At 69.5% G+C, this 20,550-nt stretch carries 17 protein-coding genes; 8 read left to right on the top strand and 9 right to left on the bottom strand.

Going from position 1 to position 20,550, the window contains the following annotated elements:
- The first annotated feature begins 116 nt into the window (after positions 1-116).
- The 4 genes from BLU77_RS18025 to BLU77_RS18010 all read left to right on the top strand — a co-directional run bounded on the left by BLU77_RS18025 (position 117) and on the right by BLU77_RS18010 (position 4,949).
- Positions 117-1,544 carry an alpha,alpha-trehalose-phosphate synthase (UDP-forming) gene (locus BLU77_RS18025; RefSeq protein WP_089774401.1) on the top strand — a complete coding sequence of 476 codons (1,428 nt, stop codon included), beginning with the start codon at positions 117-119 and terminating at the stop codon, positions 1,542-1,544.
- A 15-nt stretch (positions 1,545-1,559) separates the two neighbouring features.
- Positions 1,560-2,351, top strand: a complete 792-nt coding sequence (gene otsB, locus BLU77_RS18020; protein ID WP_089774399.1) for a trehalose-phosphatase — start codon at positions 1,560-1,562, stop codon at positions 2,349-2,351.
- 115 nt (positions 2,352-2,466) lie between these two features.
- Positions 2,467-3,591 carry an ABC transporter ATP-binding protein gene (locus BLU77_RS18015; RefSeq protein ID WP_089774397.1) on the top strand — a complete coding sequence of 375 codons (1,125 nt, stop codon included), beginning with the start codon at positions 2,467-2,469 and terminating at the stop codon, positions 3,589-3,591.
- Between the two features lie 107 nt (positions 3,592-3,698).
- Complete coding sequence (locus BLU77_RS18010) at positions 3,699-4,949, top strand: DUF4032 domain-containing protein (protein WP_089774395.1); 1,251 nt, start codon at positions 3,699-3,701, stop codon at positions 4,947-4,949.
- Positions 4,950-5,022: 73 nt separating this feature from the next.
- Here BLU77_RS18010 and BLU77_RS18005 read toward each other — a convergent pair whose 3' ends face one another.
- A complete protein-coding gene (locus BLU77_RS18005) occupies positions 5,023-6,831 on the bottom strand; it encodes a glycoside hydrolase family 2 protein (protein ID WP_089774393.1) in 1,809 nt (602 codons plus the stop codon).
- Between the two features lie 106 nt (positions 6,832-6,937).
- Between BLU77_RS18005 and BLU77_RS18000 the strand changes: the two genes are divergently transcribed.
- Positions 6,938-7,945, top strand: a complete 1,008-nt coding sequence (locus BLU77_RS18000; RefSeq protein WP_217632500.1) for a LacI family DNA-binding transcriptional regulator — start codon at positions 6,938-6,940, stop codon at positions 7,943-7,945.
- A 7-nt stretch (positions 7,946-7,952) separates the two neighbouring features.
- On the opposite strand, the gene BLU77_RS17995 is transcribed toward BLU77_RS18000, so the two are convergent.
- The 8 genes from BLU77_RS17995 to cysS all read right to left on the bottom strand — a co-directional run bounded on the left by BLU77_RS17995 (position 7,953) and on the right by cysS (position 18,218).
- Positions 7,953-9,053 carry a Gfo/Idh/MocA family protein gene (locus BLU77_RS17995; RefSeq protein WP_089775989.1) on the bottom strand — a complete coding sequence of 367 codons (1,101 nt, stop codon included), beginning with the start codon at positions 9,051-9,053 and terminating at the stop codon, positions 7,953-7,955.
- Positions 9,050-9,757, bottom strand: a complete 708-nt coding sequence (locus BLU77_RS17990) for a ThuA domain-containing protein (protein ID WP_089774392.1) — start codon at positions 9,755-9,757, stop codon at positions 9,050-9,052. The genes BLU77_RS17995 and BLU77_RS17990 overlap by 4 nt, the downstream gene beginning before the upstream one ends.
- A 102-nt stretch (positions 9,758-9,859) precedes the next feature.
- Complete coding sequence (locus tag BLU77_RS17985; protein ID WP_245708932.1) at positions 9,860-11,911, bottom strand: hypothetical protein; 2,052 nt, start codon at positions 11,909-11,911, stop codon at positions 9,860-9,862.
- Between the two features lie 62 nt (positions 11,912-11,973).
- Positions 11,974-13,281, bottom strand: a complete 1,308-nt coding sequence (locus BLU77_RS17980) for an ABC transporter substrate-binding protein (RefSeq protein ID WP_089775987.1) — start codon at positions 13,279-13,281, stop codon at positions 11,974-11,976.
- 112 nt (positions 13,282-13,393) lie between these two features.
- Positions 13,394-14,377 carry a LacI family DNA-binding transcriptional regulator gene (locus BLU77_RS17975; RefSeq protein ID WP_175477204.1) on the bottom strand — a complete coding sequence of 328 codons (984 nt, stop codon included), beginning with the start codon at positions 14,375-14,377 and terminating at the stop codon, positions 13,394-13,396.
- Between the two features lie 29 nt (positions 14,378-14,406).
- The gene (locus BLU77_RS17970; RefSeq protein WP_139177839.1) at positions 14,407-15,768 is read right to left on the bottom strand and encodes a hypothetical protein; all 1,362 of its coding nucleotides are present in this window, start codon (positions 15,766-15,768) and stop codon (positions 14,407-14,409) included.
- 43 nt (positions 15,769-15,811) lie between these two features.
- Positions 15,812-16,789 (bottom strand): 23S rRNA (guanosine(2251)-2'-O)-methyltransferase RlmB, encoded by a 978-nt coding sequence (gene rlmB, locus BLU77_RS17965; protein ID WP_089774386.1) that lies wholly within the window; start codon positions 16,787-16,789, stop codon positions 15,812-15,814.
- Positions 16,779-18,218 carry a cysteine--tRNA ligase gene (gene cysS, locus BLU77_RS17960; protein WP_089774385.1) on the bottom strand — a complete coding sequence of 480 codons (1,440 nt, stop codon included), beginning with the start codon at positions 18,216-18,218 and terminating at the stop codon, positions 16,779-16,781. The genes rlmB and cysS overlap by 11 nt, the downstream gene beginning before the upstream one ends.
- Before the next feature lie 127 nt (positions 18,219-18,345).
- Here cysS and BLU77_RS17955 point away from each other — a divergent pair, with 127 nt between their 5' ends.
- The 3 genes from BLU77_RS17955 to BLU77_RS17945 are packed head-to-tail and all read left to right on the top strand — an operon-like array spanning position 18,346 to position 20,531.
- Entirely contained in the window at positions 18,346-19,113 is a 768-nt protein-coding gene (locus tag BLU77_RS17955; protein ID WP_217632499.1) for a MerR family transcriptional regulator, read from the top strand.
- Between the two features lie 60 nt (positions 19,114-19,173).
- Complete coding sequence (locus BLU77_RS17950; RefSeq protein WP_089774384.1) at positions 19,174-20,052, top strand: DNA-3-methyladenine glycosylase family protein; 879 nt, start codon at positions 19,174-19,176, stop codon at positions 20,050-20,052.
- Entirely contained in the window at positions 20,049-20,531 is a 483-nt protein-coding gene (locus BLU77_RS17945) for a methylated-DNA--[protein]-cysteine S-methyltransferase (protein WP_089774383.1), read from the top strand. The genes BLU77_RS17950 and BLU77_RS17945 overlap by 4 nt, the downstream gene beginning before the upstream one ends.
- Positions 20,532-20,550 lie beyond the last annotated feature (19 nt).

Here is a 20,550-nt window from a genome sequence, read left to right as displayed (position 1 = left end):
CGAGCGAGGGGAGGCGCAGCGGGTGCACCGCGAGGCTGGCGGGGCGCTGGGGGCCCTCCGACCAGACGTGGACGCCGGTAACCTGAAGGCCCGTCCTCGACGAGTAGCTAAGGACCATGAGCGGATCACACGAGTTCGTCGTCGTTGCCAATCGCCTTCCCGTCGACATCCGGACCGATGAGGCCGGTGAGATCACCTGGACCACCTCCCCCGGTGGTCTCGTCACTGCCCTTGCCCCGGTGATGCAGTCCCAGGACGGCGCCTGGGTCGGCTGGTCCGGTTCGGCCGAGCAGACACTCGAACCGTTCGAGGCGGACGGGATGCACCTCGTCCCGGTACCGCTGAACGCCAAGGAGGTCACCGAGTACTACGAGGGCTTCTCCAACGCCACCCTGTGGCCGCTGTACCACGACGTGATCGTCGAGCCGGAGTTCCATCGGTACTGGTGGAACACCTACGTGGAGGTGAACCAACGCTTCGCCGAAGCCGCCGCCGGTGTGGCGGCCCAGCACGGCAGCGTGTGGGTGCAGGACTATCAGCTGCAGCTCGTGCCGGAGATGCTGCGCCGGTTGCGCCCGGACGTGCGGATCGGGTTCTTCGACCACATCCCCTTCCCCCCGGTGGAGCTGTTCGGTCAGCTGCCGTGGCGCCAGCGCGTGGTGGAGGGCCTCCTCGGGGCGGACGTGATCGGCTTCCAGCGCACCGGAGACGCAGCGAACTTCCTGCGGGCAGTGCGCCGGTTCACCGACCACGGCACCCGCGGCCAGAAGGTCACCATCGGTCAGCACTGGAACCGCCCGGAACGGCACGTGCGGGTAGGCACCTTCCCGATCTCGATCGACTCGGCGAAGGTCGACGCGCTCGCCCGCACCGAGAAGATCACCCAGCGGGCCGCCCAGCTGCGGTCCGAGCTGGGCGATCCGGACGTGCTGATGCTCGGCGTGGACCGGCTCGACTACACCAAGGGCATCCGGCACCGGATCAAGGCGTTCGGCGAGCTGGTGGCGGAGAAGAAGGTGACCGTGCCGCGCACCGCGCTGGTGCAGGTGGCCAGTCCGAGCCGGGAGCAGGTGCAGCAGTACAAGACGCTGCGCCAGGAGGTGGAGGTGATGGTCGGCAATATCAACGGCGATCACGGTTCCTGGGGGCGCTCGGCGATCTACTACATGCACCACTCCTATCCGTTCGAGGAGATGGTGGCCCTGTACCGGGCCGCGGACGTGATGCTGGTGACCGCCCTGCGCGACGGGATGAACCTGGTGGCCAAGGAGTACGTGGCCGCCCGGCCCGACCTCGGCGGCGCCCTGGTGCTGAGCGAGTTCGCCGGCGCCGCGGACGAGCTCGGCCAGGCCCTGCTGGTGAACCCGCACGACATCGAGGGGATGAAGTCCGCGATGCTCAAGGCTGCCTCGATGGAGCCCGCCGAGCAGCGGCGCCGGATGCGCACCCTGCGCAAACGGGTGCTGGAGAACGACGTGCAGAGCTGGGCCGAGAAGTTCCTCGCCGTGCTGCAGCACATGCCACAACGCACCAGCCACGTCTGAGGGAAGGACACGATCATGGAGGAGGCCCTCACCCGCGCGCTGCACGCGTTCGCGACGCACCCACGGGTGCTCGTGGCGTTGGACTTCGACGGCTGCCTGGCCCCATTCGTGCAGGACCCTGCCGATGCGCGCCCGCTCCCGGAGGCCAGCGCGGCCCTGGCCCGGCTGGCGAGTGCCGACGGCGTCCAGCTCGCCCTGGTCTCCGGTCGGCCGGTGGCGGAGCTGCAGCAGCTCGCCGCTCCCCCGCCCGGCACCTGGCTGGTAGGCAGCCACGGCGCCGAACAGGCCGAGCTGGACGGGAGCGGACAACTGCACCTGATGCCGTTCACCCTCACCGACGACCAGGCGAGGGTGCTGGCGGAGGTGACGGCCGCCGTCGGGAGTATCGCTGCGGCGCACCCGGGCGCCTGGGTGGAGCACAAGCCCGCCGCGGCGGTGCTGCACACCCGGGGGCTCGCACCTCCGGAGGCGGACCAGGCACTCGCAGAGGCGCTCGACGGGCCGGGCAGCGCAGACCAGGTCTGGGCGATGCGGGGGAACCAGGTCACCGAGATCGCCGTAGTGGACGTCAGCAAGGGCGGGTCGGTGACGGCGCTGCGCGAACGCCTCGGCGGCGACGTGGCCGTGCTCTACGCCGGCGACGACGTGACCGACGAGACCGCCCTGGCCGTGCTCGGCGCCGGGGACATGGGCATCAAGGTCGGTGCCGCGGAAACTGTGGCCGAGCACCGGGTGACCGACGAGGCCGCCCTCGCCGAGGCGCTTACCCGTCTCGGAGTGTGGCGAACGTCATCCAACGATGAGTGAGTCTGTGGCAGAATGCGGGAGGCGCCTCCCTGGTGCTGTGTCAGCGGAGACACTCTGACACTCTTCACAACGGATCGTCCGGCACGTACCTGCCGGTGAAGGGAAATAAGCAGTCATGGCAACTGTGACCTATGACCACGCGAGCCGGATCTACCCCGGCACCGAGCGTCCCGCAGTGGACGCACTCGACCTCCAGGTCGAGGACGGCGAGTTCCTCGTTCTCGTCGGCCCCTCTGGCTGTGGTAAGTCAACCTCCCTGCGCATGCTCGCCGGGCTGGAGGACGTCAACTCCGGCCGCATCCTGATCGGTGACCGCGACGTCACCGACGTGCAGCCCAAGGACCGCGACATCGCGATGGTGTTCCAGAACTACGCGCTGTACCCGCACATGTCGGTGGCCGACAACATGGGCTTCGCGCTCAAGATCGCCGGTAACCCGAAGGCGGAGATCCGCAAGAAGGTCGAGGAAGCAGCCAAGATCCTCGACCTCGCCGAGTACCTGGACCGCAAGCCGAAGGCGCTCTCCGGTGGTCAGCGTCAGCGTGTGGCGATGGGCCGCGCCATCGTGCGTGACCCGCAGGTGTTCCTGATGGACGAGCCGCTGTCGAACCTGGACGCCAAGCTGCGTGTGCAGACGCGTACCCAGATCGCCTCGCTCCAGCGCCGTCTCGGCGTCACCACCGTGTACGTGACGCACGACCAGACCGAGGCCCTGACCATGGGGGACCGGATCTGCGTGCTCAAGGACGGTGTGCTGCAGCAGGTGGGCACCCCGCGTGAGATGTACGACACCCCGCAGAACGTGTTCGTCGCGGGCTTCATCGGCTCCCCGGCGATGAACCTCGGTTCCTTCAAGGTGGGCGACGGCAAGGCGAACCTGGGTGGGGCGCACATCCCGCTGACCCGCACCACGCTCGATGCACTCACCGAGGACGACAAGGGCGAGATCACTCTCGGTTTCCGTCCGGAGGCCACGCACCTCGTCTCCGAGGGCACCGATGCCGCATTCGGCATCAAGGTGAACCTGGTGGAGGAGCTCGGCTCCGACGCCTTCATCTACGGCGAGCTCACCGACAAGGAGGCCTCCTCGCACATCTCCTCCGGTGCCGGTGACGCCCAGGTGATCGTGCGCGTGGAGCCGAAGAACCCGCCGTTGAAGGGTGACACGGTCTACATCCAGATTGAGGACGGTCAGAAGCACCTGTTCTCCACCTCCACGGGCCAGCGCCTGCCGGAGTGATCTGAGCGCGAACGGGGGCGGGCCGATCACGGTCCGCCCCCGTTCGTGTGTCCAGGACCTCTGCCTCTCCCCCGCGCCTCGGGCGCCGAACCTGACACACTAGGACCATGCCGCAGTCCCTGCAGATCACCGCCGCCGCGCCGGATCCAGCGATGCTGGATCTGCCGTGGCATATTGCGCTCGAGGATTGGCCCGCCGAGAATCTCGCGGCCCTTCCCCGCGGTATCTCCCGCCACGTGGTGCGCTTCGTCAAGCTCTCCGGGCGCGTGATTGCGGTCAAGGAGATCGGCGAATCGGTGGCGCACCGCGAGTACCAGCTGCTTCGCGACCTGATGAAGCTGGACGTGCCGTCGGTGGTGCCGGTCGGTGTGATCACCGGTCGGTCCACACCCGAGGGTGAGCCGTTGAACTCGGTGCTGATCACGCAGCACCTGAAGTTCTCCCTCCCCTACCGTGCGCTGTTCAGTCGCTACCTGGCCCCAGACACCGCGACCCGTCTGATCGACGCGCTGGCCGTACTGCTGGTAAGGCTGCACCTGACCGGCTTCTACTGGGGCGACGTCTCCCTCTCGAACACTCTGTTCCGCCGGGACGCGGGCGAGTTCGCGGCCTACCTGGTGGACGCCGAGACTGGCGACCTGCACGACACCCTCACCAAGGGGCAGCGCGAGTACGACCTGGAGATCGCCCGGGTGAACATCATCGGCGAGCTGATGGACCTCGCCGCCGGGGAACTGCTGGTGGACGACGTGGACACGATCGTCGTCGGCGAGATGATCGTCTCCCGGTATCAGGAGCTGTGGGACCAGCTCACCGGGCTGGAGGAGTTCGGCGCCGACGACCGGTGGCGAGTGGCGGACCGGATCCGCCGCCTGAACGAGCTCGGCTACGACGTCGGCGAGCTGCAGATGACCACCGACATCGATGGCACCACCGTGCAGATCCAGCCGAAGGTCGTCGACGCCGGGCACCACCACCGCCGGCTGATGCGCCTGACCGGGCTCGACGTGGAGGAGAACCAGGCGCGGCGCCTCCTCAACGACATGGACACGTACCAGGCGGCCACGGACCAGCAGAACGAGGAAGAGGAGTTCGTGGCCCACGAGTGGCTCTCGGACGTCTTCGAACCGACGATCCGACAGATCCCGCGGAACCTGCGCGGGAAGCTGGAGCCTGCCGAGATCTTCCACGAGGTGCTCGAGCACCGCTGGTTCATGGCCCAGGAGGCCGGGCACGACGTGCCGATGGCTGAGGTGGTGCCGCACTACATCGAGACCGTGCTGCGCCACCGTCCCGACGAGGAGGCGATCCTCGGCCTGGACACCGCCACGCTGCGGGCGCTCGGCGAGGACGTCTAGCGCCACCCCAACGCGAGGGTTGCCTCAGTGTCGCAGAATCGCGGATCCGCGACACTGAGGCAACCCTGGTCGTTCAGGAGCGCTTCTCGACGGCGGCCGTGCGCTCCTGCACGGCACGCACCCGGGACACGTCCAGCTTCTCCGACCGGTCGAACCGGTAGATCCCGTTCTCCTCCTGGAAGACGTCGGTGAGCTGGGTGTAGCAGTAGCCGAACATCTCCGGATCGTCGAGCAGCGCGTCGGTGAGGCCGGCGAACCGTTGGTGGAACTCCTCCTCGTCACGCACCCGGTCCCCGTACCCCCAGGAGTCGTCACGCCTGGTGCCGCTCGCTTCAGCGGCTCGCTCCGGGTTCCACCAGATCCCGCCGTACTCACTGACGAAGAACGGCTGCCCGTTGTAGGGCTGGGAGATCGTGTGCCCGTCGCTGGTGTTGGTGTCGGCCTCCTCACGACTGAGGCCACCGACCATCTTCGCGAATGCCGCCGGGTCCTGCTCGTAATTGTGCGAGTCCCAGATGTCGGTCTCGAGCACCCGGTGGGAATAGCCGGAGGCGTCCAGCACCGGCCGGGTGGTGTCCATCGCCTTGGTGGCCAGGAACATCCCGCGAGTGACGTCGTCGAGCTGAGTGATCCGGTCGTGCAAGCGCTGGTAGGTCTCGTTCAACGGGCACCAGCCGATGATCGCCGGGTGGGAGTAGTCCCGCTCGACCGCCTCCAGCCACTGCGTGGTGAACGACGCCGTCGGCTGCTGGTGATCTCCCGGAGTCCCGTGCCCTCCCGCACCCCAGTCGCCGAACTCGCCCCAGACCAGGTAACCGAGCCGGTCGGCGTGGTAGAGGAATCGCTCCTCGAACACCTTCTGGTGCAGCCGGGCACCGTTGAACCCGGCGGCGAGGGAGAGCTCGATGTCGCGCACCAGGGCGGCGTCGCTGGGCGCCGTCATCAAGCTCTCCGGCCAGTAGCCCTGGTCCAGCACGAGCCGCTGGAACACGGGCTTGCCGTTGAGCAGAAACTTCCGCCCGTCGATGCTCACCGAGCGCAGCCCGGCGTAGCTGGCCACCTGGTCCACGACCGTCTCGCCGTCGAGCAGGGTGATGTCCACGTCGTACAGGTGCGGATCGCCCGGCTGCCACAGCCGCACTCGGTCGGCGGGCAGGGTCAGCACAGCGGTGGGAGCCAGGTCGATGTCCGCGGCCACTTCGTCCGTGGCGACGACGCCGTCGGCATCGCGCACCTGCACCCGCACCCGCTGCCCGGGCCGGTTCGCCGTCAGCGGCACATTGACGTGGAACCGCCCTCCCGCCACGTCCGGGGTGATCCGCGGCCGGCGGATCGCCACTGCGGGCACCCCTTCGAGCCAGACGCTCTGCCAGATCCCGGTGGTGCGGGTGTAGTGGCAGTCGGTGTTGGCGTATCGCGTGGCCTGCTTGCCCCGGGCCTGCGGGCCGCTGCGCGGGTCACGTGCGCGCACAGTGACCGCGACCGTCTGCCCGGCCTCGGCGTGGCCGGTCAGATCGGCGGTGAACGAGGTGAAGCCGCCGCGGTGTCGCACCACCTCATGCCCGTCCACCCACACGGTGGCGTCGTGGTCGACCGCGGCGAAATGGAGCTGCGGGCGCAGCCCGGTCCACTCGGCCGGGATCGTCACCTCGCGGCGGTACCAGAGGGCCTCGTGGAAATCGACGTCACCAATTCCGGAGAGCTCGGACTCGGGGGCGAACGGCACAGTGATCGAGCCGCTCAGCGGTGTGTCCAGGATGCCGCGCTCGAGACCGGAGTCGCCCGGATCGAACTCGAAGTCCCAGGTGCCGTTGAGGGTGGCCCAGGTGTCCCGGACGAACTGGGGCCGAGGGTGCTCAGCGCGCGGAGCATCGGTGCTCATGTGGTGACCTTCTCAGAGAGGAGAACAAGGATTCTCACGTTGTAATCGTGATTGGGCTACGGTAGGCCGCGAGCCGTCCAACCGTCAAGCACACCGAAGGGATGCCGTGGCCGACCAGCAGCGCCCGCCCAGCATCAAGGACGTGGCCGAGCGCGCCGGCGTGTCCTGGAAGACCGTCTCGAACGTGATGAACGGGCAGGTCAACGTGCGCCCCGAGACCCGGCAGCGGGTAGAGCAGGCGATCGCGGACCTGGGATACCGGCGCAGCGCGGCCGGTCGCCAGCTCCGGTACGGGCGGTCCTTCATCATCGCGCTCGCCGTGCCCGAGCTGACCACGCCCTATTTCGCCGATCTCGCCCACGAGGTGCTCGCCGCCGCCACCGAACGCGGCTACACCACGCTGATCACCGAGACGGGCGGGGACGAGTCCCGGGAGCGCGCTGCCCTGCGTGGCTTCGACACCCAGGTGGCCGACGGGGTGATCCTGAGCCCGCTCTCGCTCGACGGCCCCAGCGTGACAGGTGCGCAGAGCCGCGTCCCGCTGGTACTGCTCGGCGAGCGCGTCACCGGCTCGTCGCTGGACCACGTGATCTACGACAACCACCGAGCAGCCCGGGAGGCCACCACGCACGTACTCACCCAGGGCGCCACCCGGCCGCTCTTCCTGGGCGCCAGCACCGACCACCAGCACGGCACCGGCTGGCTACGCGCCGAGGGCTTCCTGGATGCGCTCGGCGATCGCGGCGGGCCGGACCTGCTCGTGGGGACACCCCAGTACACCCGCGCTGCCGGCGCGCGCGCGGTCGACGAGCTGCACGCGAACGGTCGCCCGTTCGACGCCCTGGTGTGCGCGAGCGACGTGCTCGCCGTCGGAGCCCTGCACGCCCTGCGCGCGGCACGGCTGGAGGTGCCGGACCAGGTGCAAGTGATCGGGTGGGACGGCATCGACGAGGGCGGCTACACCCATCCCACCCTCAGCACGGTCGGTCTTGACGTCGAGGCAGTGGCGAGGAACGCCGTCGACCTCGTGGTGGCCCGCATCGAGGGCAGCCGCTCTCTCCCGGCGGAAGTGGTGGTGGAGCACCGGCTGGTGCTCCGGGGCAGCTCCCGGTAGGCGGGGCTCAGGAGTGAGTGAGCGGCACCGGGTCCGGTCGGTCCACCCGGGAGGCGATCGTCACCGCCTGGCCCGTCTCGGCCGATCCGAGCACACCTTCCATCACTTCCAGCACGTGCAGCGCCAGGTCACCCGAGGCACGCACCTGCGCGTCGGTCGCGGCACCGATCAGGTCCAGCACGCCGATCCCGCGCCCGCCGGGGATGTCCCCGGCCGTCGGCTCGAGCACCTCCCACTCGGGCGAACCGAGCGCACGCAGCCGCACCTCGCCGTCGAACCGGTTCGGGTCCGGCACGCTCAGCGACCCCTGCGTCCCGTGCACCTCGATCTTCGGCGACTCGGTCCCCGCCGTGTCGAAACTCATCACGATGGTCGACAGCGCGCCACTGGCATGTGTGAGCACACCAGTCACGTGGGTGGGCACGGCCACCTCGACGGTCTCGCCCGCACGCGGCCCGGAGCCGATCGTACGGACCGGCCTGGCCCTGCCAGCAGCCCCGACGACGGAGGTCACCTCTCCGAGCAACGTCACCAAGGTGGTGAGGTAGTAGGGCCCCATGTCCAGCAGCGGGCCACCGCCCACCTGATAGTAGAAGTCCGGGTTGGGGTGCCAGGACTCGTGCCCGGGGCACGCGAAAGTGGCAGTGGCCGAGGTCGGGGTGCCGATCCTGCCGGCATCGACAGCGGCCCGTGCGGTCTGGATACCGGCACCGAGCACCGTGTCGGGCGCCCCTCCCACCCGAACCCCAGCGGTGCGTCCTGCGTCCAGCACACTGATCGCCTCGGCCGTGCTGGCCGCGAGCGGTTTCTCCGAGTACACCGGCTTGCCGGCCGCGATCGCGGCGTGTGCCACCTCGGCGTGGGCGGCCGGGATCGTCAGGTTGAGCACCACGTCCACGTCGGGGTCGTCGACCAGCTCGGCCACCGTGAGCGCTCGGGCACCGACCTGGGCAGCCACGTCTCGCGCACGGTCGGCGTTCAGGTCCGCCACTGCGACCACGCGGGCGTTCGGGAGCCGCTCGAAGGTGGCCAGGTACTGGTCGAGGATCTTGCCGAGACCAATGATCCCGATGCGCACCTCGTCACGAGACGGTGCCGCCCCGCTCATCGGGCGGCCCACAGAAGTCCACGCTCGACGATCGTGCGCACGTTCGACTCCTCCAGCACGTCCACCGAGTGCCCCGGGGTGGCCACGAAGACGCGACCCTCGCCCCAGTTCCGGGTCCACACCGCCGGGCAGGTCACCTCTCGGTGCCACGGCTGGTCCGGGCGCGCCGGGTGGGTGGTGGTGGCGTGCACGTCGATCAGGTCGTCGGTGAGCACCCAGTATTGCTCGGTGTCGAGGTCGAAGTCCTCGATGCCAGCCACGATCTCGTGATCGGAGGTGATGTGCACGCGGTGCGGGAGATAGTTGTCGTGCTGCTCCCCCACGCACTGGTCGGCCGGGCGGGAGGGATGCGTGGCGAACTGGCCACCCACCAGGTGCAGGTAGTGGTTGGTGTTGCGGAAGGAATCGGCGATCCCGCCGTGCCAGCCGGCGAACCCGGTGCCTGCGGCGACAGCCGCGGCGAGTCCTGCGAACTGGTCCTTCTCGATCGTGCCCATCGTCCAGCACTGCACCACCAGGTCGGTGGCTGCCATCGTCTCGGCGTCGGCGTACACGTCGAGGCTGTCATGCGTCTCCACCTCGAATCCGTTCTCGCGCAGGAACGGCAGGAAGAGGTCGGTCGCCTGTACGGGGGCGTGGCCCTCCCAACCGCCTCGTACCACCAGGGCCCGCCGCGCGGGTGTGTCGTGCGTCGTCACAGCCATCCTCGTCCTCGAAGGGTCACGTCCTCAGACAGTCTAGGTATGTTGCACCAAACAACCAACCATCGCCGCCGATAGTGCCCGATCCATCGTCGGATCACACACTTACCCGCTGCGGATCACACCCTCACTGCGCACATCCCACGATCCATCACGGGGAAACCCTGGAGCGGTGACCGACCCTTCCCACCCACCGGCCATCAGCGCGAGCGCGAGAAGCAGTCCGCCATTGCCCGGCAGATAGGCGGGGAGGGTCTCCGTCTGCCAGTTGTGCCCGTTCACCAGATAGGTGTTCTTGGCATGATCGGCGAGGAGCAGGTCGACGGCGAGGGCAGGCTCTCCGAGTCGAGTGGCGGTCATCGCGAGGGCGGGGTGGTCCCATCCCCAGGTGCTCGCCCAGTCCCAGTCGTCGAGCACGTCGTGGAGCGTGCGCACCAAGGCCGCGCGATCGACGTACCCCGTGTCGGGGACCACCCCGAGCGCATAGAGGTGAGCCGGATGGTCCGAACGCGTGGTCCACGGAGGCACGGCAATCGCGGTGTAGCACCCGTGGCGTTGATGCGGGGGCCGTACCCCGGCGGCCACCTCCGACCACCGAGGGTGAGCGGGGAGTCCGAGACGCGTGCGCCACTGGTTCGCCACCTCCAGCCCCCAGCGCCAGTACGCCAGCTCGAACGGCGGGTCCTGGAGTCGCTCGCGATGGTCAGCATCAGACTCCTGAGCCGGCACCAGTGGAGGCCCCAGCCCGTAGCCGTCCGCACGCTTGTCGACCACGTCGGCCATGAAGGCAGCGCTCTCCCACACCAGTTCCGCGTGCTGCGGAACAGCGCCCGGAGATCCGGCACGGCGGAGCAGCTCGGCGAGATGGATCACGTGCGGCTGTTGCCACAGCAGGAAGGGTCCGATGTTGCTCGGACTCTCCACTCCGTCCGGCGCCACCTGCTTGGGCCACCGAGCTCCGGCGTAGCCCTGCTGCCATGCCGTCGCCCGCGCGACATCCAGGATCTGGTGGTACCAGGGCATCGACCGCTCGAGCAGCTCCGGCCGCCCCCAGAGGGGGAAGTGCGCAGCGTGCCAGTAGTGCATCTCCAGGTGGAACCGCCCCCGCCAGCTGTTCACCATCAGCCCGGTCTCGGCCGGCGGCATCGACCCGGCACTGTGGATCGCCGTCAGGTATTGCGAGAGGACCGCACGCCGTTCCAGCTCACCAGCGCGCGGGTCGGTGGAACTGTGCAGGTCCACAGCGGCTCCGGTACCCCAGAACCTCGGCCAGTGCTCCGCCGAGGCGACCAGCACGGCGGCCGCCGTCAGGGGACTGCCCGTCGCTCGGCCACGGGCCACCGGCTCCACGACCACCTCCACGCGCGTGCCCGCAGGGGTGAGCACGAGCCGATGCTCGGCCACCTGACGAACGTCCAGCTCGCGCCCGTGCCACAGCATGATCCGGTGATGCACCCCGCCGTCCAGCCACCGGACCACCTCGGTGCCACCGGTGGTCGCGCGAATCCGCGTGCGGTGCTCGCCCGGCCGATCCCAGTCCGCTCCCCCGCTCCAGCTCTCCGACCCGTACGGGAACTCCATCTCAAGGGCCAGCGACGCCGTCGGTACCTCAGCGATCCAGGCGACGGCGTCCCGATCGGGATGGCAGGCCGTGCTCACCTGGATCGAGCGGCCGGCCAGGCGCGCACGGGAGACCAGCGTGCCCGTCCACAGGTCGAGCTCCTGGGTGCCCGTGATCTCCTCCGGATGCGGGCGCCGAAGGTCGGCGGCTGGCGAGGCGCCAGATCGCTCGGCATCCGCACACAGCCAGCCGATGCGGTACACGTGCAGGCGGTGCGGGTTGGAACGGAGCCACAGCAAGGCAGGATCCAGGTCGGAGTCGTCCCGGCTCAGCGGCGGTGCGTCGACGTAGGGAACCGGACCACGTGCGGTGTCATAGTCCCGGGTGAACGCAGCGAGATCAGCGCCGGGCGGGCGAGGCGTGGCATGCCATGCCCACTGGGTGAAGGTTCCGAGCAGCGTCCCGTCCGCACCACCGGCAGGGTCGGCAACCGGATAATGCTCAGGCACGGTCTGGGTGCCGGTGATGTCCACCGTGACGCAGTGCTCACCATTGCCGACGCTCAGCGGTGCGCGCCGATCGCTGCCGTCCACCACCACGCGATGCCGATCGACGAGCGCACGCCGGTCGATCGCTCCGGTCGCCTGCTGCGCCCTGCTCAGGAGATCGCCTCCGTGACATCGTCGACGAATTGCTGCCCCGCTTGCTCCGGGGTGAGCTGCTCGAACAGCACCTGATCGTTCAGGCGGTCGACGATCAGCGCCGTTTCGGTGGACCCGGTCGGCCCGATCACGAAGTGACCGTCCACGAAGCCGCTCACCCTCTCGATGAAGTCGAACTCGATCTGGGTATTCTCCTCCAGCCCCTCACCGGCGAGGAACTCCCTGATCTCCGGGTTGGACGGGATACCGCGGTCGGTACCGATGTGCTCGGCTGCTTCGGTGGTCGAGACCAGGAAGTCGACCAGGCGGGCAGCGGCCTCCGGATGCTCGGTCGTCGAGCTCACGGTGTACAGCTGCGAGGCCTGGAGCCACATCCCGGAGCCATGCTCGCCCGTGTCGCCAGGCAGCCGGGCGAGCACGATGTCGTCCCCGGAGGCGTCCCGGAGGGCGCCGATGCTGTTCGACCAGCCGACGCCGATCGCCGCTCGCCCCTGTCCGAGCAGGCTCTGCTCGGGCGCCGTCTGCGTGCTCAGCTCGGACGTCAGGCTCGCTGACGGGCTGCCGCCGTTCACCCGCAACTCCGTGGTCAGGGCGAACCAGTCGGTGACCGTCTCGGCGGGAGCCGCCAGCGCACCCTCCTCGGTATACAACCCCTGACCGGTGCGCTGGTAAAGGTAGGCGTCGAGCATGTCCGCGGCGGTGGGGTCCTCCGCCCCGTAGGTGTCGGCGTCCGTCGCTGCACTCAACTGGACGGCGAGATCGACGTACTCCTGCCATGTCCATGACTCATCGTCCGGCAACGGCACACCCGCTTCGGCGAACACGTCGGTGTTCAGGATCGCGCCGAAAGTGTTGGCCCCGGTGGGCACGCCGTACTGGGTCTGACTGAAGTACCCGTTCGCGAGTGCGCTCTCGTCGATCACGCTCAGGTCCAGCCACTGCGAGACCTCGGCGAGGTCGAGCAGTGCGCCCCGGTCTCCGTACTCCCGGGGATAGGCCCCGCCCATGGTGATCACGTCCGGTGCGTCGCCACCGGCGGTGGCTGTGGCGATGCGGTCGAAATAGGAGTTGAAGTCGATGAACTCCGTCTCCACCACGATGCCCGGGGTCGCCTCCTCGAACGCGTCCACCGCCGCGTTGGTGATATCGGCACGTTCATCGTTCCCCCACCAGGAGAACCGGATGGTGACGTCCCCTTCGTCACCAGTCGACTCGGCCGCACCTCCTCGTGAGCATCCGGCCAGGGCGACCAACCCAGCGAGTGTGAGGACTCCCAGGCTTCGTGCGTTCGTGACGATTCCCATCTCGACTCCATCCCGACGCTCCAGTGCGTCGTCGTCCACCCTCATGTTTACACCGGTGTAAATCGTGACCCGCGGATTCATCCCTGTCAAGGGTGGTCACCCGATCAGCGCGTCACCGGGTGGACTCGCGCACCACCAGTGCGGCCGGGACCTGGTACTCGGCTGCTTCCACGGCGCGCCCTTCGATCCGGTCCACGAGAAGCTGGACGGCTCGTCGTGCGATCTCGGCCCTCCCCGGGTTCACCGTGGTCAGAGACGGGCGGGCGTACCGTGATTCCTCGATGTCATCGAAGCCGGCCACCCGCACCTGTCCCGGCACGTCCACGCCCGCCTCCCACAGGGCGCGCATCGCTCCGAGCGCCATCGCGTCGTTGAGGGCGAGCAGTCCGTCGAAGCGCACCTCGCGAGCTAGAAGATCCATGACGGCGGCCCGGCCGGTCTCCCGGGACCACCGCTGAGCACCAGCGGAGGCGACATCGGAGTCGAGCCCAGCGGCCTCGAGCGCGGACCGCGCCCCGCGCTGCCGCAACGACCCGGCCCCGGTCTCAGCGTCGTGCGCCCCGACGATCGCGATCCTGCGGCAGCCCTGGGCGAGCAGGTGCTCGGTCACCATCCGGCCGCCGACCTCATTCGCCATCGCCACGTGGTCGACACTGGAGGCCAGCGCTCGCTCACCCAGGAGCACCATCGGGAAATCCACCGACAGTGCCGCCCGGTCGGCCTCGCGCAGGGCGGTTGGTGAGTAGATCAGCCCGTCGCTCATGCTGCGCCGTGGGCTGCGTAAGACCTCCAGCTCCCCCGTCCGCATCCCCGCCGTGGGTTCGATCAGCACGGTGTAGCCGAGATCGTCGGCCGCATCCATCACGGCGTCAGCGAGCTCGGCGAAGTACGGCAGCTGCAGCTCGGGCAGCGCGAGCGCGAGCATGCCGGTGCGCCCGGTGCTCAGGTTCCGGGCGGTGACGTTCATCTGGTAGCCGAGATCGTCGATCGCCGTGAGGACCCGGCTCCGCATCGACGCACTCACGTGCTCGTAGTGGTTGACGACGTTCGAGACCGTCTTGAGCGAGACGCCGGCGTGCTGCGCCACCTGACGCATGGTCACCACCATCGACGTCCCCGGCCGGCTCAGTCCTCGCCGCGCAGGCGCGGCCACACCGCGGCACCGACGTTCGCGAGCGCCCCAGCCCAGAGCACACCTGCGGTCACCTTGCCCACCACGGCCCAAGCGCGGCCGGTCTCCGGCCGGGAGGCACGGCGCCACAGGGCAGCACCGACCACGGTCTCCACGGCGGCCAGCGCATAGGGCGCCCACGTTCGCGCGGGTTCTTCGGCCGCATCGGCGAACGCCGCCACACCGGTCCGTGCATCGTCGGCGGCCCGCTGCGCTCGCCGACGAGCGTCCTCGGCGGCCTGCTGGGCTCGCTCCCGGGTGTCCTCGCGCGCCTGCTGCGCCGCCAACCGGGCATCATCAGCCGCGGTGCGCGCCCGACGGCGAACCAGTTCGGAGAGGCCCACCGGCTCCAGCTCCTGCACTCCGGGAACGTCTGCTGCCTCAGTCTCCCCGTCGAGGAACCCGTTCAGCGGCTCGACCAGGTCCTCCGGGAGCCCGAGCGCGGTGACCAGCGGTGCCAGACCATCCCCACGCAACGCACCGAGCACCTGCTCACGGTCGGCGTCCGGGAGAGCCGCCAGGACGCCGTCGGCAAGGGCTTCATGGCCAAGCACCTGCTCAGCGAAGTCCGGGGCCACTCCGGCGATCGGGACCACGGCCCGTTCCAGTCCCCACACATGGGTGTGCACCGCCCCGCGCACGGCCGTGACGGCCGGGTACACGGTGCGGCGTTCCAGCACGACGGCGGCAGGAGCCTCCGCGGTCAGGTCCAGCTCCTCCACACCGGGGGCGTCCACCAGCAGGACGGCGACCGGCATGGCCGCATCGACGGGGTCTTCATCGGTGGACACGGGTTCGGTCGCACCGCTGGAGGCGTTCGAGGTGGCGCCCACCTCAGGATCATCGGAGTCGTCGGTGTCCTCGGCACGCTCACCGAGCACAGCGTGCACCGTGATTCCCAAGGTGGTGGCCAGGCGCTCGGCGCCGTCTCGCCCGCCGGGCAGCAGCACCACGGTGCGTTCGGGCACGCTGGTGACGTCCAGGTGCGGCTCGAACGGGTCCTCGGGCTCGTCCTCGGGCCACGCCACCGCGACCACGTCGCCGAAAGTGACGCCGCCCTGGCACTCCTGGGCGAGCGCCTCGGCCAGCTCCGGCAGGGGCGGTCCGGGGACCACGGACTGCCCGTCCGGACCGAGCACGGCCACTCGTTGCTCATCGTCGGTGGCGACTGTCACCCACACCGAGGCTGGTTCCTCCGGGTCGGCCTCGAGGATCGCGACCACGAGGGCGCCGTCGAGAAACCCGCCGGCGCGCAACACCCGCGTGTCGGGTGCCGAGATCTGCCCCTGCTGCCGCTGCCACCTCGACGTGCTCATGCTCTCGAGCGTACCCATGCGAGCGGCCGCACACGTACTGATCTCATCCCGGCGTCGCCCTCCGGTGCCGGGCGATCTCGTAGAGGGCGATGCCGACGGCAGTCCCTGCGTTCAGCGACTCGGTACTCGCAGCGATCGGGATCGAGGCGACCATGTCGCAGGTCTCGGTCACCAGCCTGCTCAGGCCTTTGCCCTCGGAGCCGAGCACCAGCACGAGCGGTTCGGTGGCGAGCTCGAGTTCGCCGATATCGGTGGTTCCGCCCCCATCCAGGCCGACCACGAAGCAACCGGCCTTCTTGTAGTCCTCCAGGGCGCGGACCAGGTTCGTGGCACGCGCCACCGGGACCCGGGCAGCGGCACCCGCGGAGACCTTCCACGCCGAGGCGGTCACGCTCGCGGACCGACGTTGCGGCACCACCACTCCGTCCACCCCGAACGCACCGGCCGAACGCAGCGTCGCACCCAGGTTGCGCGGGTCGGTGATGCCGTCGAGCGCAACGATCAGGGGGGTGCGCCCCTCGCCGAGCGGACGCTGGAGCAGATCGTCGGGCTCGGCGTAGCTGTACGCGGGCACCTCGATGGCCACCCCCTGGTGCGTGGCACCGTCGGTGATCCGGTCCAGCTCGGGCTTGCGCAGCTCCTGCACGGGCAGGGCGCGGGTGGCGGCCGCGGCCAGGATCTCGCGGGTGCGGTCGTCGGAGTCGATCCCGGTGGCCAGATAGACGGTGCTCACCGGGATCTCCGCACGCATCGCCTCCACCACGGCGTTGCGACCGGCCACCATCTCGTGGTTCTTCGATCGTGCCGGGCCGCCACCGCCCCGGGCCGGCCCGCGCTTGGCGGCTTCCCGCTCGGCAGCAGCCTTGCGCTTGCCTGCCGGGTGGTAGGGGCGGTCCTCGGCCTTCGGGGTCGGCTTCTTGCCCTCCAGGCCCTTGCGGCGCTGACCGCCACTGCCTACCTGTGCGCCCTTCTTGCTGCCGGGCTTGCGCACGGCTCCCTGACGCTTGGAGTTACCGGCCACTGGTGGCCCCCTTCACAGTCCACCGGACACCGTCCGGTGAGTCCTCGACGACGATTCCTGCCTCGGCGAGGCGATCCCGCAGCGTATCCGCTCGGGCGAAGTCCTTCTCGGCGCGCGCCTGCGCGCGATCGGCGAGCACCGCATCCACCAGCACGGCCAGCGCATCCTTCGTTCCGCCGTCGGAGGCTGCATCGCCGGCCCAGGGGGCGGCGAGCGGGTCCAGGCCGAGCACCGCGAGCATGGCCCGCACCGCCAGCACCTGGGCACCCACCTCGGCATCGGCACGGCCGGCGGGCTGCGCGAGCGCGGTGTTGCCGAGCCGCACGTGCTCGTGCACCACCGCGAGCGCCGCCGAGACGTTCAGGTCGTCGTCAAGCGCCTCGGCGAAGTCCTCGGGGAGCTCGGCCGTGGCCACCTCCTCGGCAGTGGCCACCCCGGCGCGTTCGCCGGCGCGGGTGACGAACTGGCTGATCCGTTCCCAGGCGGCGGCCGTCTCGGCGAGCGTGGCGTCGGTGAACTCGAGCGTGGAGCGGTAGTGCACCGCCCCGAGGGCGTAGCGCAGCACCACCGGCGTGGTGCGCTCCAGCACGGCATCGGCGGTGAGGGAGTTGCCGAGCGACTTACTCATCTTCTCCCCGCCCACGGTCACCCAGGCGTTGTGCATCCACAGTTGGGTGAAGTCCCAGCCGGCCGCGGTGGACTGGGCAAGCTCGTTCTCGTGGTGCGGGAAGCGCAGGTCGATCCCGCCGCCGTGGATATCAAAGCCTTCACCGAGGTACTTGCGGGCCATCGCCGAGCACTCCAGGTGCCAGCCGGGCCGGCCGCGCCCCCACGGGGTGGCCCAGGCAGCGCCATCCGGATCAGTCGATTTGGCGGCCTTCCAGAGGGCGAAGTCACGCGGGTCCCGCTTGTCGGAGGCGTCATCCTCTTCGGCGCTGAGGTTCTCCAGCAGCTGCCGGGTGAGCACCCCGTACTTTCCCCAGGAACTCACCGCGAAGTACACGTTGCCCTCGGCACTGGCGTAGGCGTGCCCGCGCTCGATGAGCCGGGCGATGAGTTCGACCATCTCCGGGATGTGTCCGGTGGCACGTGGCTCGTAGGTGGGTGGCAGCACGCCGAGCGCGTCGTAGGCGGCGTTGAAAGCGCGCTCGAAGCGGTGCGCCCAGGCCCACCACGGAACACCGGCGTCCGCGGACTTGGTGAAGATCTTGTCGTCAATGTCGGTGACGTTGCGCACCAGGGTCACCTCGAGCCCGGACCGGCGCAGCCAGCGCACCAGGATGTCGAACGCGATCACCGACCGCAGGTGCCCGATATGCGGCGCGCCCTGCACCGTGGCGCCACACAGGTAGATCCCCACGCGGCCCGGTTGGCGGGGCACGAGGTCGCGGACCTCGCGAGTGGCGGAATCATGCAGGCGAACAGTCACCCCGAGAGTCTAGCGATGGGTAGCGGCGCACGCGTTCCGACGCGACGAGCCGCCGTCAGGGATTCGCGGGTCCGGCTGCGGGAGACGACACTTGCACCTCACGCAACGTAAGGATCTAGCGTCCAGGATGCCGGCGCAGAGAGCGCCGGTGGAGATGGAGGAGGAACTGATGGAGCCAGGCCGCACCTGGAAGGTCGGTGAGCTTGCACGAGCGACGGGCCTGACTGTCCGCACCCTGCACCATTGGGGCGACGTCGGCCTCGTCGTGCCGACGGCACGCACCTCGGCCGGGCACCGGCTCTACACCGAGTCCGACGTCGAGCGCGTTTACCAGGTACTTGCGCTGCGCCGCCTCGGGGTCGACCTGGCAACGGCCGGGGCATTGCTCGACGGTTCGGCCGAGGTGAGCGAGGTGCTCACCAGGCACCTGGCCGCCGTCGACGAGCAGATCACTGCATTGGGCCGGCTCCGCGATGGGCTCGAAGCAACACTTGCTACGGCGTCCGGACGTTCCTCCGACGACTTCTTGGATCTCATCAGGAAGGTGATCATCGTGGACGAGATTGTCCAGAAGCACTTCAGCCCCGAGCAGCTCACGGCACTTGCCGAGCGGAAGGAGACCGACGGCGAGCGCATCGCCGCCGTCGAAGCCGCATGGCCGGACCTGATCGGCCGCGTTCAGCGTGCGATCGACGCCGGCATGGACCCCACGAGTGAGGACGGACGCGCTCTCGCCCGAGAGTGGCAGGGCCTGCTGCACGAGTTCCACCAGGGTGATGCGCAACTGCGTGAGTCGCTCTACGCAATGCAGCAGGACAACGCCGAGGCGATCCGTCGCGATCACGGTGGACCGAGCCCGGAGCAGATCGAGTTCATCACCCGCGCGAGCGCGTAAGCGGGTCGGTGTCAGTACAGGGTCGGTAGCACTGTCGGTGCACGGTGGCACGATATCCACGTGCACATCACCAGCGTGGGCCTGCCCACAGCGCCTCCCTTCGATAGGGAGGCGCTGTGGGCATACCTCGCGGCCCGCACGATCACCGGAGTGGAGGACATCGACGGCGTCCGGTATCGCCGGGCGGTCCACCTTGCCCATGGCCCGGGGATCCTCGAGCTGCACCGCCCCGAGCCGGATGCCCCTGGACTGCACGCCACAGTGCACCTGAGCGACCCCGCCGACCAGGCACAGGCCGAGTCAATCCTGCGACGTACCGCAGATCTCGACCGCGACCCGGCCGAGGTGCTCGAAGGGCTCGGCAGGCATCCGTGGCTGGGGCCGCTGGTGCGCGCTCGGCCGGGCCTGCGAGCGCCACAGCATCCGGGTGGATTCGAGGTGGCCCTGCGGGCAGTCCTCGCCCAGCAGGTCTCGCTGGCGGCGGCGCGCACCCATACGGCCCGCCTGGTCCGTGCAGTGGGCACGCCGTTGCCACAACCCGACGGCGGTCTGACGCACCTGTTCCCGACGCCCGCCCAGGTGGCGGCGATCCATCCGGACGGCGACGTGCTGGCGATGCCGGCCGGACGCCGTCGGGCGGTGCTCGCCCTCGCCCGTGCAGCGCTGGACGGACTGGATCTGGACGGTGGGATCGATACCGACGACGCCGAGGCGGGCTTGCTCGCCGTGCCCGGGATCGGGCCGTGGACGGCGCAGTACGTGCGGATGCGGGCGCTCGGCGATCCGGACGCCTACTGCGGCACCGACCTGGTGCTCCGGCGTACAGCAGAGCGCCTCGGTGGCACACCCGCGGACCCGCGTGGCACCGAGTTCTCCCCGTGGCGCACCTACGCTGCTCACCATCTGTGGCGGCACGCGCAGCTGGAGGGAACGACGTGAACTACCGGCACGACCTGCCCAGCCCGATCGGGACCCTGGTGCTGCTCAGCGACGGTGCGGCCCTCACCGGTCTGCTCTATCCCGGGCACACCACGGTGGCTCTCGCCGAGGGCGCGACCAGCGATCCGGGACCGTTCCAGGACGCGGTGCGCCAGCTCGAGGAGTACTTCGCCGGCGAGCGCGCAGAGTTCGACACTCCGATCGCCCCGCACGGAACGGCCTTCCAACGCACCTGCTGGGAAGCGCTGCAGGCCATCCCTTACGGCGAGACCCGCAGCTACGGCGAGATCGCGACCGCCGTCGGGGAACCTGGGGCGGCTCGGGCGGTGGGGCTGGCGAACAATCGGAACCCGATCTCCATCATCGTGCCGTGCCACCGCGTGATCGGCGCGGACGGGTCCCTGACCGGGTACGGCGGCGGAATGGCCGCGAAGCGTTACCTGCTCGACCTGGAGTCGCGGGGCAGCACGCTGTTCTGACAGCACCGGCGACGATGAC

This window comes from Ruania alba, assembly GCF_900105765.1.
Lineage (GTDB): Bacteria > Actinomycetota > Actinomycetes > Actinomycetales > Beutenbergiaceae > Ruania > Ruania alba.
Note: the sequence above shows the minus strand (reverse complement) of the source record. Positions and strands in the feature narration are given on the sequence as shown.